This window comes from Paenibacillus sp. VTT E-133280, from assembly GCF_002264385.1.
GTDB lineage: Bacteria > Bacillota > Bacilli > Paenibacillales > Paenibacillaceae > Paenibacillus_AQ > Paenibacillus_AQ nitricinens.
In genome coordinates this window covers 1-15,005 of sequence record NZ_NFUX01000013.1, presented here as the reverse complement: position 1 = coordinate 15,005, position 15,005 = coordinate 1, and the positions used below count along the sequence as shown (strand labels likewise).

The 15,005-nt window shown below is 42.7% G+C and carries 14 protein-coding genes; 6 read left to right on the top strand and 8 right to left on the bottom strand.

Annotated elements, in window-relative coordinates; genetic code table 11:
- Nucleotides 1–136: 136 nt before the first annotated feature.
- The 8 genes from noc to rpmH all read right to left on the bottom strand — a co-directional run bounded on the left by noc (nucleotide 137) and on the right by rpmH (nucleotide 7,970).
- Nucleotides 137–952 carry a nucleoid occlusion protein gene (gene noc / locus CA600_RS08085; RefSeq protein ID WP_094869724.1) on the bottom strand — a complete coding sequence of 272 codons (816 nt, stop codon included), beginning with the start codon at nucleotides 950–952 and terminating at the stop codon, nucleotides 137–139.
- A 414-nt stretch (nucleotides 953–1,366) separates the two neighbouring features.
- Nucleotides 1,367–2,092 (bottom strand): 16S rRNA (guanine(527)-N(7))-methyltransferase RsmG, encoded by a 726-nt coding sequence (gene rsmG / locus CA600_RS08080; protein WP_094869723.1) that lies wholly within the window; start codon nucleotides 2,090–2,092, stop codon nucleotides 1,367–1,369.
- A gap of 3 nt (nucleotides 2,093–2,095) precedes the next feature.
- Complete coding sequence (mnmG, locus tag CA600_RS08075) at nucleotides 2,096–3,982, bottom strand: tRNA uridine-5-carboxymethylaminomethyl(34) synthesis enzyme MnmG (RefSeq protein WP_094869722.1); 1,887 nt, start codon at nucleotides 3,980–3,982, stop codon at nucleotides 2,096–2,098.
- Between the two features lie 39 nt (nucleotides 3,983–4,021).
- Nucleotides 4,022–5,398, bottom strand: coding sequence for a tRNA uridine-5-carboxymethylaminomethyl(34) synthesis GTPase MnmE (mnmE, locus tag CA600_RS08070; protein ID WP_094869721.1), 1,377 nt, complete (start codon nucleotides 5,396–5,398; stop codon nucleotides 4,022–4,024).
- 108 nt (nucleotides 5,399–5,506) lie between these two features.
- Nucleotides 5,507–6,241, bottom strand: a complete 735-nt coding sequence (gene jag / locus CA600_RS08065) for an RNA-binding cell elongation regulator Jag/EloR (RefSeq protein WP_042193066.1) — start codon at nucleotides 6,239–6,241, stop codon at nucleotides 5,507–5,509.
- Nucleotides 6,238–7,107 carry a YidC/Oxa1 family membrane protein insertase gene (locus CA600_RS08060; protein WP_094869720.1) on the bottom strand — a complete coding sequence of 290 codons (870 nt, stop codon included), beginning with the start codon at nucleotides 7,105–7,107 and terminating at the stop codon, nucleotides 6,238–6,240. Before CA600_RS08060 ends, jag begins: the two co-directional genes overlap by 4 nt.
- Nucleotides 7,108–7,193: 86 nt before the next feature.
- On the bottom strand, nucleotides 7,194–7,544 hold the full coding sequence (gene rnpA, locus CA600_RS08055; protein WP_042193070.1) for a ribonuclease P protein component: 351 nt from the start codon (nucleotides 7,542–7,544) through the stop codon (nucleotides 7,194–7,196).
- A 291-nt stretch (nucleotides 7,545–7,835) separates the two neighbouring features.
- Nucleotides 7,836–7,970 (bottom strand): 50S ribosomal protein L34, encoded by a 135-nt coding sequence (gene rpmH / locus CA600_RS08050; RefSeq protein ID WP_039295761.1) that lies wholly within the window; start codon nucleotides 7,968–7,970, stop codon nucleotides 7,836–7,838.
- A 674-nt stretch (nucleotides 7,971–8,644) separates the two neighbouring features.
- On the opposite strand from rpmH, the gene dnaA reads away from it, so the two are divergent.
- The 6 genes from dnaA to gyrB all read left to right on the top strand — a co-directional run bounded on the left by dnaA (nucleotide 8,645) and on the right by gyrB (nucleotide 14,973).
- Nucleotides 8,645–9,991, top strand: coding sequence for a chromosomal replication initiator protein DnaA (dnaA, locus tag CA600_RS08040; protein WP_042183777.1), 1,347 nt, complete (start codon nucleotides 8,645–8,647; stop codon nucleotides 9,989–9,991).
- A gap of 198 nt (nucleotides 9,992–10,189) precedes the next feature.
- Nucleotides 10,190–11,332 carry a DNA polymerase III subunit beta gene (dnaN, locus tag CA600_RS08035; protein ID WP_094869719.1) on the top strand — a complete coding sequence of 381 codons (1,143 nt, stop codon included), beginning with the start codon at nucleotides 10,190–10,192 and terminating at the stop codon, nucleotides 11,330–11,332.
- 48 nt (nucleotides 11,333–11,380) lie between these two features.
- The gene (gene yaaA / locus CA600_RS08030; protein ID WP_042123047.1) at nucleotides 11,381–11,611 is read left to right on the top strand and encodes a S4 domain-containing protein YaaA; all 231 of its coding nucleotides are present in this window, start codon (nucleotides 11,381–11,383) and stop codon (nucleotides 11,609–11,611) included.
- 20 nt (nucleotides 11,612–11,631) lie between these two features.
- A complete protein-coding gene (gene recF / locus CA600_RS08025; protein ID WP_042123050.1) occupies nucleotides 11,632–12,750 on the top strand; it encodes a DNA replication/repair protein RecF in 1,119 nt (372 codons plus the stop codon).
- A gap of 16 nt (nucleotides 12,751–12,766) precedes the next feature.
- Nucleotides 12,767–13,015, top strand: a complete 249-nt coding sequence (gene remB / locus CA600_RS08020; protein WP_036677731.1) for an extracellular matrix regulator RemB — start codon at nucleotides 12,767–12,769, stop codon at nucleotides 13,013–13,015.
- A gap of 47 nt (nucleotides 13,016–13,062) precedes the next feature.
- Entirely contained in the window at nucleotides 13,063–14,973 is a 1,911-nt protein-coding gene (gene gyrB, locus CA600_RS08015) for a DNA topoisomerase (ATP-hydrolyzing) subunit B (RefSeq protein ID WP_094869718.1), read from the top strand.
- Nucleotides 14,974–15,005: the final 32 nt, after the last annotated feature.

Sequence of the window (15,005 nt, the reverse complement as noted above, 5' to 3'; positions counted from 1 at the left end):
AGCGTCACACTTTATGAAGAATATAGACAACTTTTGAATACTGAAACTCTAAATTATAAGTTTTGCCAACATCCCGGTTATAGCCACACAAAAGGCGGCCAATCACCTCAGGGCCGCCTTCAGCTTTTGAAACAATTTATCTTTTGGGGATTTGGATTACAATCTCGTAATGGTCACCGCGGTCATTTTCTGACGTTTTGATTTCCATTCCTGAGCCTGTCACCATATCAATAGATTGACGAATTGTATTAAGAGCTAGACGAACATCCTTGGTATAGGAAACCCGTTTTGACTTTTTAGTTTGTGAGACTTGTTTGTAGAAAGCAATACGAGCTTCTGTTTGTTTAACATTTAATCCTTTTGCAATGATCTCTGCTAACACTTTCAGCTGCATCTCCACACTATCTAGCGATAATAATGAACGTGCATGTCTTTCGGAAATCTTGCGCTCCATCAATGCCATCTTAACCTCTTCAGGCAAATTGAGTAAGCGAATTTTATTAGCTATGGTAGACTGACTTTTACCTAATCGTTGCGCCAAGCTTTCTTGCGTCAATTGATGAAGATCAATTAACTTTTGATAAGCTACAGCTTCTTCAATGGAAGTCAAACCTTCACGCTGTAAGTTTTCTATAAGCGCAATGGATGCGGCCTGTGAATCATTAAATTCACGAACAATGGCTGGAATCGTCTCTAAACCAAGTTTTTTAACCGCTCGCCAGCGTCGTTCACCTGCGATGATTTCGTACACGGAATCGCGCATGCGTACAACTATGGGTTGAATGACACCATGAGTTTTAATCGTCTGGCATAACTCATCGATTTTTTCGTCATCGAATATAGTCCGTGGTTGGTAAGGACTGCTAATGACCTCATGAACTGGTATTTGTTTGATTTCTTCTCCGCTGCTCCGCTCGTTAAATCCAAATAGCTTGGTAAATTGTTCTTTCATTCCGTTCATAACCACCTAATTTCGTTATAGTACGATCTTCTTGACCTTCTTTTCGGAAAGCGTATCGTACAGCAATAAAAAACATTCTGATATTATGAAATCACCTGCTACTATCAGGCATCATAATCTCTCCTTCTTTCGAACAAGAGTACAGAGAAGGAGTTATATACAAAATTAAAAGTCTACTATGCTATTCTATCACTTTTCTCTACATAATCATATTCTCCGTAAAGACCTATTTTTCCTGCATTTTCATAATGATAACAGCCTTATAAACATATCAATTTAGTTTATCTTTTAATTAATGTTCATTAGAGATCGCTATCGCAATTCCCCACAAAAAAAGGTCATCCCCTTTTAAGATAGAGGATGACCTTAAATATATTTACCTATGCCAATGTTTCACGTGAAACATTATTTGATAAGTGGTGTTTTGGCAGGAATTCCCGCTTTTCGTGGGTACTTAGCAGGAGTAGCACCTGTCTTACGAATAATGACAATATGTCGCGCCGACTCTTCCACAGGCAAGCTGAAAGACTCCACTTTACTAAGTTGAGCACGAAGCTCTTTTAAACTGTACTTCGCCTCACTTAATTCTTCTGATGGATCGCTCCCCTTCATGGCAGCGAAAAATCCATCCTTACGTGTAAAAGGAAGGCAGAATTCATTCAACAAGGATAATCTTGCCACTGCACGTGCGGTCACCAAATCATAAGCATCACGATGCTTAAATTGCCGGGCAATATCCTCCGCACGACCATGAATCAATTGCACATCCGTTAATTTTAACGTCGTACAGACATGCTGCAGAAAAGAGATTCGTTTACTCAATGAATCAACAATCGTAAGCTTCAAATGTGGAAAACAAATTTTAAGCGGAATCCCTGGAAATCCAGCTCCCGATCCAATGTCTGCCAAATTGTTTATCTCATTGATATTAATGAAAAAAGCTAGCGAAATCGAATCATAAAAATGTTTCGTGTAAACCTGCTCACGCTCTGTTATTCCGGTAAGATTCATTTTTTCATTCCAGGATACGAGTTCTTTATAGTAGAGATCAAATTGCTTCAATTGTTCCGCTGTAAGTGTAATCCCTCGTTCCTGTAAAAGCTGTGTGAATTGTAGTTCCGTATTATCCATAGATTATCCTTTCGCCGCGGTTACCCGGTTGTAATGCTCAAGATATACGAGAAGAATAGAAATATCTGCAGGTGTAACCCCTGCTATCCGAGAAGCCTGACCGATAGAGATCGGGCGAATCTTAGTCATCTTTTGCCGCGCTTCCATCGCTAATCCATGAATCTCATTATAGTTAATGTCATCCGGAATTTTCTTCTTTTCCATCTTTTGCAGGCGCTCCACATGTTGAAGCTGTTTTTCGATATATCCGGCATATTTAATTTGAATTTCCACTTGTTCCTTCATCTCTGCGTCTAGCATTTCGGGTGATGGTGAAACTTGATCTACAAAGCTATAATCAAGCTCCGGACGACGCATTAGAACAAGCAAATTGCTGCCATCTACTATAGGCGCTGATTCATATTGTGCTAGAATATCATTTACCTCAACAGGTTTAACCTTTTTCTCTTGTAGGCGGACAATTTCACGTTCCACCCGTTCCTTCTTGTCTACAAAGTTATCGAAACGCTCTTGAGTGATCAAACCAATATCATAACCGATAGGCGTAAGTCTTAGATCTGCATTGTCATGACGGAGCAGCAAACGATATTCCGCACGTGAGGTTAGCAGACGATACGGTTCATTAGTCCCCTTAGTCACCAGATCATCAATGAGTACACCAATGTATCCCTGTGAACGATCTAAGATTACGGGTTCTTTGTCTTGCACTTTGCGCGCTGCATTAATTCCAGCCATTACACCTTGGCCAGCCGCTTCCTCATAACCGGAAGTACCATTGATTTGTCCAGCAGTGAACAAACCTGGTAGACGTTTAGTTTCAAGAGATGGCCATAGCTGTGTAGGAACCATTGCATCATATTCAATAGCATAGCCGTTACGCATCATCTCTACCTTTTCCATACCAGGGATGGAACGCAGAATCGCTAGCTGTACATCCTCAGGAAGACTAGTCGACAGACCTTGTACATAGTATTCCGATGTATTTTTTCCTTCTGGCTCTAAAAAGATCTGATGCTTAGATTTATCACTAAATCTTACTACTTTATCTTCAATTGATGGGCAATAACGTGGACCTGTTCCTTCAATAATACCCGTAAACATCGGCGCACGATGAAGGTTGTCATTAATAATCTGATGAGTAACCTCAGAGGTATAGGTCAACCAACAAGGTAGCTGTTCATTGTTGGATGATTTCGTCTCAAACGAAAAGAATTTAGGCTCATCGTCGCCCGGTTGAATTTCTGTCTTCGAGAAATCGATCGTATCACGATGTACACGTGGTGGTGTACCTGTCTTAAAACGCACCAATTCAAAACCAAGCTCCCGCAAATTCTCAGATAGCTTCACTGATGGCTGCTGATTGTTAGGTCCGCTCTCATACGTCAATTCACCCATAATCACTTTACCCCGCAGGTAAGTACCTGTGGTCAAAATAACGGTCTTACTATGGTATTCCGTTCCTGTCTTCGTAACTACACCCACACAACGTCCATCCTCAACGATTAGACGCTCAACCATGCCTTGACGAAGCGTTAGGTTAGGCGTTTTTTCCATGGTTTCTTTCATTGCATGTTGGTACAGAAACTTATCCGCTTGTGCACGCAATGCATGCACCGCAGGTCCCTTCCCTGTGTTAAGCATACGAAGCTGAATAAATGTCTTATCTATATTACGGCCCATTTCTCCGCCTAGCGCATCAATCTCACGCACTACATGTCCTTTGGCTGGTCCGCCTATGGACGGATTGCAGGGCATGAATGCAACCATATCCAGGTTAATTGTGATCATCAATGTGCTGCAGCCCATCCGTGCTGATGCTAAAGCCGCTTCACAACCGGCATGACCGGCGCCAATGACGATTACGTCATAGTTGCCTCCATCATAACTCATGTCCTGTTTCCCCCTAATTGTTATATTAAAATGTAAAGCTTATTTTCCTAAACAAAATTGCGAGAATATTTGGTCTAACAACGAGTCCGCTGCTGTATCACCAATAATTTCACCCAGCTGTTCCCATGCTAGCCGTACATCGATTTGAATCATATCAATCGGTATATACTGTTCCGCCGCATCGTATGCATCTTGTAGCGATTTATAAGCTTTTTTGAGCAAGGCAATATGTCTCACATTACTTACATATGTCAAGTCACCCGATTCCAGCTTTCCACCAAAAAAGAGTGTCGAAATGGCATCTTCAAGTTTGTCTAGACCTTCCTCTTCCAGAACGGACATCGGTACGATGTTGGACTCCTCAAAGTTCGAGAGCAACTTATCCTTATCCAGTTTGGGTGGTAAGTCCATTTTATTCATGATCACTAGGCATTGTCTACCGTGGATTTGTTCCATCAATGCCAATTCGTCCTCATGCAGCTCTTCGTTAGCATTTAACACAAGTAGAATCAGATCCGCATCACTAACTGCCGCCTTGGAACGTTCTACGCCAATCTTCTCGACTACATCCATCGTTTCACGAATTCCCGCCGTATCAAGCAACTTAAGCGGAATGTTGTTTATCGTTATATATTCTTCGATGACATCACGTGTTGTTCCAGGAATATCTGTTACAATCGCTTTGTTATCACGTGCTAACGCGTTTAATAATGAAGATTTACCAACATTGGGACGACCAACTATAGCTGTCGTTATCCCCTCACGAAGAATTTTTCCTTCATTAGAAGTCTTAAGAAGCTTTGTGATTCCTTCCATCACTTCACTGCTTTTATCTTTAATAAATTCAGCTGTCATGGATTCTACATCGTGCTCTGGATAATCTATATTCACTTCGATATGAGCCAGCATCTCAATAAGTGTATGACGCAAAGCATGAATTCGATCCGACAAGGATCCACTGACCTGCTTTAAAGCCACCGAAAACGCGCGATCCGACTTCGAGCGAATGAGATCAATAACCGCCTCAGCCTGTGATAAATCTATACGTCCACCCAAGAAAGCACGCTTGGTGAACTCACCCGGCTCGGCTAACCTTATCTCCTGCTGAAGAAGTAAATCCATCACCCTTCTTACAGAAATTACACCACCATGAGCACTGATCTCTACTACATCCTCAGTAGTAAAAGAACGTGGGCCCTTCATTACGGTTACAAGTACTTCTTCCAGCTTCTCCCCGTTATCCGGACTAACGATATGCCCATAATGAACGGTATGCGATTCCGCTTCAGTTAACGGAACTCGGCTACGAAACAAAGGAGCCACTTGGGAAATAGCCTGTGGGCCACTTACCCGAATAATAGCAATTCCTCCCTCGCCTAATGCCGTTGATACGGCAGCAATGGTGTCACTAAGCATGCTGTTTTTCACCCCAAAACCTGTATTTTTTGATTATAAACGGTCTTATATTTTTAAAAAAGCAATGACCCCTTACATTGGTCAAGGAGTCATTGCATCATATAGTCTTTACTTCAAAGTTATAACGACGCGGCGATTTGGCTCTTCGCCCTTACTAAGGGTATTCACTTGCCGATGATCCTGTAATCTGGAGTGAATAATTTTCCGCTCCTGAGGTGACATCGGTTCCAGTACTACCTCTTTACGAGTCCGAATGACACGACTGGCTAAACGATCAGCCAGCTCTTCGAGAGTTTTTTTACGCCGCTCACGGAAGTTCTCCGCATCTAGCACAAGCCGTATAAAACTGTCGGAGTAACGATTAGCTACGATATTAGCCAAATACTGCAGAGCATCGAGAGTTTGTCCTCTTCTACCAATCAACAGTCCCAAATCTGGACCTGATATCTGCAGAATCGTGGATTCCTTGGTGTGGACGATTTCTACTTCCACTTCGAGCCCCATGCTCTTAGCGACATCCACAATGAAATGAACGGCTTCTTGGTAAGCTTCCTCCACCGGTTGTCCGGAATCTTGGCGTGGCACACCGCCGTTAGCCTCCTGTTTGCTCTCTCTGGTTGACTGCTGAGGCAGTGACGGAGCACTCGCCGCTGATGCCGGTGCGGCTTCGGCTATCAAGGTTAACTCAACCTTGGCACCTTTCGCACCGATCAATCCCAGGAATCCTCTTGATGGCTGCTCAAGTACGTTGACCGTTACCCGGTCCTTTTGAACTCCAAGCTGGGTTAGTCCCCGTTCTACAGCTTCTTCAATGGTTTTCCCTGTTGCGACGACTTTGCTCATTTTGACTTTTTGGCTCCCTTCGATGACTTGTTGCCGCTTTTGCTCTTCGGAGCAGGGCTTGAGTCATCTGTACTTTTCACAGCACTTGCGATTGCCAATTTGTGTTTATCATTGTTGCGATATAAGAAATAGTTCTGAACAATAGTGTAAATGTTACTGTATACCCAGTACAGCGGCAATGCTGCTGGGAAGTTGTAGGACATAACGAAAATCAGAACTGGATAAATCATCATCATGAACTGCATTGGCCCTTGTTGTTGCATCGGGTTCATTTTAGTCATCATTCTGGTTTGTATAAATGTTGTTAATGCTGCTAGCACCGGTAAGATAAACAGATGATCCGGCTTACCTAGCTCCAGCCATAAGAAGGAGTGCTCCCGTAGATGTGGATTATAGTAGATCGAGTTGTAGAGAGCGATAAAGATAGGCATTTGTACGATCAGCGGTAAACAACCCGCCATTGGATTAACCTTATTCTCTTGGAACAAACGCATCGTTTCTTGCTGCACCTTTTCAGGTGTGTCTTTATATTTTTTCTGGATCTTTTGGAGTTCCGGTTGAATGGCTTGCATTGCCCGCGAGCTCTTCACCTGTTTAATCGTAAGCGGAAGAATCAACGTGCGGACAATAATAACCATCACAAGTACGGCTAAACCATATTCTCCGTTAAACCAATCAGCAAACTTGTCCAAGGCAATGGCGAAATAATACACTACATTACTTTGCCAGAAGCCTCCATTCTTTAAATCCTCCGTAGTGTGCGTAACAGCAGCTGACGGAGCGCATCCCGACAGAACAGCTAACGACAACACCATCACTGTGATGAGGAGAAACCATTTTCCCCGTCTAGTCTTCATTAGAGACACTTCAAAACCCCTCTCTTGAACATTCCATTCCACCGTAAATCATACCATAATTATGAATACAAATAAACAAGCCTCTTATGCGTCCTTTATTTGCGGGAAGCCTTGAGTAGCTTGGCTTTGCGCAGTACATGCAGCACGCTTTTTTCGAGCTCTGCGTATTCCATGGAAAGTGCTCCTTTTCTTACGATAAACACCATATCGAGTCCACCTGCGATTTCAGGTTCATGATGACGAACGATTTCCTTCACCAATCTTCTCATTCGGTTACGGACAACCGCGTTTCCAACCTTCTTACTGACCGATACCCCAACTCTAAAACGCTCTACCTCTTTTTTGCTAAACCAATACACTACAAATTGATGATTCGCAAAAGACTTCCCATGGCGGTATACACGACTGAAGTCGGCACGGTTTCGTAATCGTAACTTTTTGTGCACGGGAATCTCCTTCATAAATCCGGTTAAAAGTATCCTTCCGAATTTTTTTCTTCTAATAGTATAGTCATTTGGATGTCGCTATAAACGACCGCGACTACAACGCTGAAATTTCCCTTCTATATTATAGAAAGAAAAATATTCTCAACTTCTCACAAAATAATTCTGTATATACGTTAAATAGCCCCGCAAAGTGTAGCTAGCGCATTAAGCGAGATCCTAGTCGTTTGCAGAGCAAAAAATAATAAAAAGCAGTAAAAAAAGACCACCGGAGTGGTCCCTTAGTGGCCTAACTTACGCACTCAAAACTTTTCTGCCTTTCAAGCGGCGAGCTGCCAGCACTTTACGGCCGTTTTTCGTGCTCATTCTTTTACGGAAACCGTGAACCTTCTTACGTTTGCTCACATTTGGTCTAAATGTCGGTCTCATAATTGCACCTCCCTTACAGGAACTTAATTACTGTCATATAAGCAGAAACGGTCTAAGCCGTCCTTATAGTAGGGACAGTATCTACATGAATCATCAATTAATTATCGAGACATATCCTTACAGAAAACACCTTTATATATTTAAACATATTTTATGCGCAAAAGTCAACCTACTGCTGGCTCCAGAGCCTCCCTCTAATTTAAGCTGCTTGTCCACAACTCCCATTAGAAAAAAAAGTAATCCACAAGATATGACAGTTATCCACCTGTGATCAAAAAATAAAGTCGACTACTCACAGATGAGCACAACCTGTGTATAAAATTATCGAAGCTTTGGCGTAAGTTGTCGAACCGTAAACAAATTATCAACAATATGTAGTGGTGTTCTTAATAATTGTACACAAGTGCTTGAATTTGTGGATAAAATAGCCCTGCTCATTGAAAAATAAGGGGCGTTTTGCTATGATGGTATTACTTTTGAATGTGAATAGATTTGTTTGTTCTCTTAATTATCAACAAGCTGTGGATAAAGTTGTGAACAAATCAAATTTATCCATATTTTTTTGTCTCTTCATATTGCCTACTGGGGATAAATATCAGCACCAACCTATTTTCTTCGACATTTCCACTTCATGGCTGATGCCACATTTGGAAGATTTAAAGGAGTGACAGTCTGTGGACAGCCATACTTCCGAATTATGGCAGCAAATTTTATCGATTATTCAAACCAAATTAAGCAAGCCGAGCTTTGATACCTGGTTTAAGGCTACTAAAGCGATAACCTTCAACTCCCAGGTTCTCATTATCTCGGCACCTACAACGTTCGCAGTAGAATGGCTGGAAAGTCGCTACACCAAACTAGTAGGAGCAACGGTCTACGAAGTCACTGGGAAACAAGTGGATGTAAAATTCGTGATTGAAGAAAGCAAGCCGCCTGAGCTTGTGGTTCAACAATCCGCCCCCACTCCCGTAGTATCACGAGAAGAAGCGCAAACGCATCTCCTCAATCCCAAGTACACTTTTGACACTTTTGTAATCGGCTCCGGCAACCGTTTTGCGCATGCAGCCTCACTGGCAGTAGCCGAAGCGCCGGCCAAAGCATACAATCCCTTGTTTTTATATGGTGGTGTAGGTCTGGGCAAAACCCATTTAATGCATGCCATTGGGCACTATGTTCTAGAACATAACCCGAATAACAAGGTTATTTACATCTCATCAGAGAAATTCACGAATGAATTTATCAATTCGATCCGTGATAACCGCGGTGAAAGCTTCCGCAATAAGTATCGTAACGTTGACATTTTGCTTATTGACGATATTCAATTCCTCGCCGGAAAAGAGTCCACGCAGGAGGAATTTTTTCATACGTTCAATGCGCTCCACGAAGAACGCAAGCAAATTATCATCTCCAGCGACCGACCGCCAAAGGAAATTCCCACACTGGAAGAACGGCTGCGTTCACGGTTCGAGTGGGGCTTGATTACGGATATTCAACCACCCGATCTAGAAACCCGAATTGCGATTTTGCGCAAAAAGGCGAAGGCAGAGAACCTTGATATCCCTAATGAGGCCATGATGTATATTGCTAATCAGATTGATACCAATATTCGTGAGCTTGAGGGTGCATTAATCCGGGTTGTTGCTTACTCTTCGCTAACCAACCAGGATGTAACCACACATTTGGCAGCTGAAGCACTCAAGGATATCATTCCTTCCAGCCGCCCAAAAATGATTACCATCGCTGATATTCAGCAAAAAGTCGGTGAATACTACAATTTGCGCCTTGAAGACTTCAAAGCACGAAAACGTACAAAAGCCGTAGCGTTTCCACGTCAAATCGCAATGTATCTCTCCCGTGAACTAACGGATTATTCGCTGCCTAAGATTGGTGAGGCGTTCGGAGGACGTGACCATACGACCGTAATTCACGCGCATGATAAAATTACACAGTCATTAAAGGTCGATCAGGAGTTGTACAAAGTGGTAAATAATCTTGCGGAGAAAATTAAAAATCCTTCCTAAGAGGAACAAAGAGCCTATACACAATCTATACACATGTGGGTAGGCTTAATTTTATGCTATTTGATAGGGTTATCCACATATTAGACGCCCCTACTACTAATACTATTAAATAACTATAATAATTCATCATGTAAAGACGCGTAATAACGAGCAACAAAATACAACGAAATTCCCAATTTTTCAGCTAGGAGTGAAATCATGAAAATAAGCATTCTTAAAAATGAACTCAACGAATCCATTCAACACGTATCCAAAGCAATCTCCAGTAGAACAACCATCCCTATTCTGACCGGTATTAAGCTGGAAGTTAGCCATCAAGGCGTCACATTAACTGCAAGCGACACCGATATTTCCATCCAATCGTTTATTCCAGCAGAGAATGACAGCCATACGATCGTGAAAATAGATCAGCCCGGAAGTGTTGTTCTTCCCGCTAAATTTTTCGTAGAGATTATTAAGAAGCTGCCCTCCAAAGAGATTCACATGGAAGTTAAAGAAGGATTCCAAACATATATTTCTTCTGGATCCACTGAGATTCAGATTGTAGGTTTAGACCCTGAAGAATTCCCGGTGCTACCGAGTATTGAGGAGAACGAAACTATCTCTATACCAGGTGATTTGCTGAAAAATATGATTAAACAAACTGCTTTTTCTATTTCTACCCAAGAGACAACTCCGATTTTAACAGGTATACTGTGGAATCTGGCCGATAATGAATTTAAGTTTACAGCGACTGACCGTCACCGCTTAGCTACAAGAGCAGCAAGACTAGAAGGTACGGAGAATGTCCAATTTGCCAATATCGTAATCGCTGGTAAAACCCTTAATGAGCTAAGCAAAATTATCCCTGATCAAAATATGCTCGTTGATATTGTCGTTGCGGACAATCAAGTTCTTTTTAAACTCGACAAAGTTCTGTTCTATTCACGGATCCTCGATGGAATTTATCCGGATACTTCTAGAATTATTCCAACAACCTACAAAACAGAACTAACTTTGGACACAAAAAAATTAAGTGAATCAATTGATCGTGCTTATTTGCTGTCCCGTGAAGAAAAAACGAATATTGTGCGCATGCAGACACTTGATCAAGGCGGCATTGAAATTTCTTCTAGCTCTTCCGAGCTTGGTAAAGTTCGTGAGGAACTTGAAGTCATTGATTTCAAAGGTGAACCACTCAAAATATCTTTCAACTCCAAATATATGCTCGATGTCCTAAAAGTTATTGAGAGTGAGCAGCTTGTTATAGCCTTCACAGGGATGATGAGTCCGATCATTTTGAAGCCACTCGATCAAACCAATAGCTTGTATATCATTTTGCCTTACCGTACAACAAATTAATGCCAACATTCATGAACATGTGGATAAGTGGCTGAAAGGATAAAAATCATGAAAAAAATACTTATCCACAGTGGATATATCAAGCTAGATCAATTCCTGAAACTTTCCGATTGTGTATCCACAGGTGGAATGGCTAAAGCTTTATTGCAAGAAGGACATGTGCTGGTTAACGGAGAAGTAGAGGAACGGCGTGGAAGAAAGCTTTATCCGGGTGATCAAATTGAAGTGCAGGATAACGGCACATTTCAGGTTGAAGGCGGAGGAGTTAAAGAGGAGTAGGCTAGGGGAGGAACCATTTCGTGTTTGTTAAAAATATCGGTCTGCAGCATTATCGAAATTACGGGCTGCTGCGTCTGGAGAGCCTGGGCGATGTGAATCTGATTCTGGGTCAGAACGCCCAAGGCAAAACAAACCTCATGGAGGCATTGTTCGTCCTGGCGATGACCAAAAGCCACCGCACCTCGAAGGATCGCGAACTTATCTCATTCGATGCCCCTGGAGACGCTGCTCAGATCATTGCTGAGGTAGAACGTAAGTACGGCGATCTCAAGCTAGAGCTCACCCTATCTGCCAAAGGTAAAAAAGCTAAGATTAACGGTTTAGAACAACGACGTCTTAGTGAGTTTGTGGGATCACTCAATGTGGTCATGTTCGCACCGGAAGATTTAGAGATCGTAAAAGGCACACCTGGGATCAGACGGCGTTTTCTCGATATGGAGATTGGCCAAGTCCAGCCTAGTTATCTCTTTCACCTCCAGCAGTATCAAAAAATCCTCTTACAAAGGGGCAATTTGCTAAAGCAGTTGTGGGGAAAAGAGGCAGCGGGAAAAGACCTTTTGGAAATCTGGGATGCTCAACTTGTGGAGCACGGTGTTAAAATCGTAAAAAAAAGGAAACAATTCATAAAGAAGCTGCAAATATGGGCTGAAAGCATACACCGGGGGATTACGAACGGCGGAGAAGAACTGAAATTGCTTTATGTCCCCTCTTTCGGCGATCGGGATGAGGAAGATGAAGCTGTCTTATTAGACAATTTTATGTTAAAGTTATCACAAACGAGAGAACAAGAAATCAGGCGCGGCATGACGCTGACGGGTCCCCATCGGGATGACCTGTCCTTTTTTATCAACGGAAGGGAAGCTCAGGTCTACGGTTCTCAGGGACAGCAGCGTACAACGGCTTTATCGCTCAAGCTGGCGGAAATCGAGCTGATCCATGAAGAAATCGGAGAATATCCTGTGCTGCTTCTTGATGATGTTTTATCCGAGCTTGATCCTTACCGACAGACCCAGCTTATTGAAACCTTTCAAAGCAAGGTACAGACATTCATTACCGCTACTGGGATTGAGGGTCTGAATGCCGATAAATTAAAGGGCGCCAGCCTATATCATGTTCATGATGGAAAAGTGGAGTTATAAAGAGCGGAGGAAGATCATGTATATTCATTTGGGCGGGGAGAAGATTATTCGCTCTTCGGAGTTAATTGCAATATTTGATATTTCGATTGAGAAATCTTCCAAGGTGTCTAAGCAATTCGTCATTCACTCTGAGCAGGACAAGAAGCTTGAGCGGATTGGTGAAGAGGAAGCAAAATCTATTGTCGTAACTAAAAATATCGTGTATTACTCCCCCATTTCCTCCTCCACTCTCAAAAAAAGAGCCAAAATTTTGCTCGAAATATAACTTACGTTTAGTAACAAAGAGATAATCTGAAAGAAGTAGGTGAAGGCATGTCAATGAATCAACCGACATATGATGAGAGCCAGATTCAGGTACTGGAAGGGCTAGAAGCTGTCCGGAAACGTCCGGGCATGTATATTGGTTCCACTAGTTCTAAAGGTCTCCATCACTTGGTGTGGGAGGTCGTAGATAATAGTATCGATGAGGCCCTAGCAGGTTATTGTGACCGGATTCAAGTGATTATTCATGAGGATAACGGGATTACTGTTATCGATAATGGACGTGGCATACCTGTAGGTGAAAATGAAAAACTTAAAAAGTCGACGCTTGAAGTTGTAATGACAGTACTGCATGCAGGCGGTAAATTCGGCGGCGGCGGATATAAAGTATCAGGCGGCTTACACGGTGTGGGTATCTCCGTAGTAAATGCCTTGTCTGAGAAGGTTGTTGTTAATGTTAAGCGTGATGGGCATATTTATCAGCAGGAATACAGACGTGGTGCACCACAGTATGAGATTAAAGTTGTTGGAGATACGGACGAGACAGGTACGACTACAACTTTCCATCCGGATCCTGAGATCTTTACTGAAACCACGGTCTTTGAATATGCGACACTGCTTACTCGTATTCGGGAGCTAGCTTTTCTTAACAAAGGAATTGAGCTTTCACTCCATGATGAGCGGACCGATGTCACCAACGTGTTCAAATACGAGGGCGGTATCGTTGAATATGTGAAATATCTGAATGAGAAAAAAGAAGCGCTGCACGAGGATCCAATCTACGTGGAAGGCTCACGGGATATGATTCAGGTTGAAGTAGCTCTCCAATATAATGATTCGTATACAGAGAACATCTACTCTTTTGCGAATAATATTAATACCCATGAGGGCGGAACGCATGAATCCGGCTTCAAAAGTGCTCTAACACGTATCATCAACGATTACGCCCGTAAAGCGGGTGTGCTGAAGGATGGTAATTCAAACCTGACTGGCGACGACGTGCGTGAAGGATTGACAGCCATTATTTCTGTCAAAATTCCAGAGCCGCAGTTCGAAGGTCAAACGAAGACTAAGCTCGGAAATAGTGAAGTCCGTGGAATAGTAGAATCACTGTTCGGAGAGAAATTACAGGAATTCCTGGAAGAGAATCCGGCAGTATCACGCCGTGTCCTTGAGAAGTCGCTTTCAGCTTCACGTGCACGAGAAGCCGCTCGTAAGGCTCGTGAGTTAACCCGCCGTAAGAGTGCGCTTGAAGTCAGTGCACTACCTGGTAAACTTGCGGACTGTTCATCCAAGGATGCGTCTATCAGCGAACTGTATATCGTCGAAGGTGACTCTGCGGGTGGATCGGCCAAGCAGGGCCGGGATCGTCATTTCCAAGCGATTCTACCGCTGCGTGGTAAGATTCTAAACGTAGAAAAGGCACGCTTAGACCGTATTTTATCCAACGCCGAGATCCGGGCTATTATTACTGCTCTTGGTACAGGAATCAGTGAAGATTTTGACCTATCGAAGGCTCGTTACCATAAAGTCGTTATTATGACGGATGCCGACGTCGATGGAGCTCATATTAGAACTCTGTTGTTAACATTCTTCTACCGTTACATGCGGAAGCTGGTAGATGCAGGTTATATCTATATCGCACAACCGCCTTTGTTCAAGATAGAACGCAACAAAGTGATCCGTTATGCAGGCAGCGAGAAGGAACGCGATGAGATTATCGCCTCTTTTGGTGAGAATGTTAAGGTCAATGTCCAGCGCTACAAAGGTTTGGGTGAAATGAATGCTACCCAGCTGTGGGACACGACGATGGATCCTGAGGCTCGTATGATGCTACAAGTAACGATTGAAGATGCGATGCTTGCTGATAGTATCTTTGATACGCTGATGGGCGATAATGTTGAACCAAGACGTGACTTTATCCATGAGCATGCGAAGAGTGTCAGATACCTTGATGTGTAAGAAAATATAAGGATAATGTATAAAGTGAAACT

Coding starts and splice junctions, on each gene's coding strand:
- noc (WP_094869724.1), bottom strand. CDS start 952: ATGAAAGAACAATTTACCAAGCTATTTGGATTTAACGAGCGGAGCAGC.
- rsmG (WP_094869723.1), bottom strand. CDS start 2,092: ATGGATAATACGGAACTACAATTCACACAGCTTTTACAGGAACGAGGG.
- mnmG (WP_094869722.1), bottom strand. CDS start 3,982: ATGAGTTATGATGGAGGCAACTATGACGTAATCGTCATTGGCGCCGGT.
- mnmE (WP_094869721.1), bottom strand. CDS start 5,398: ATGCTTAGTGACACCATTGCTGCCGTATCAACGGCATTAGGCGAGGGA.
- jag (WP_042193066.1), bottom strand. CDS start 6,241: ATGAGCAAAGTCGTCGCAACAGGGAAAACCATTGAAGAAGCTGTAGAA.
- rpmH (WP_039295761.1), bottom strand. CDS start 7,970: ATGAGACCGACATTTAGACCAAATGTGAGCAAACGTAAGAAGGTTCAC.
- dnaN (WP_094869719.1), top strand. CDS start 10,190: ATGAAAATAAGCATTCTTAAAAATGAACTCAACGAATCCATTCAACAC.
- yaaA (WP_042123047.1), top strand. CDS start 11,381: ATGAAAAAAATACTTATCCACAGTGGATATATCAAGCTAGATCAATTC.
- remB (WP_036677731.1), top strand. CDS start 12,767: ATGTATATTCATTTGGGCGGGGAGAAGATTATTCGCTCTTCGGAGTTA.
- gyrB (WP_094869718.1), top strand. CDS start 13,063: ATGTCAATGAATCAACCGACATATGATGAGAGCCAGATTCAGGTACTG.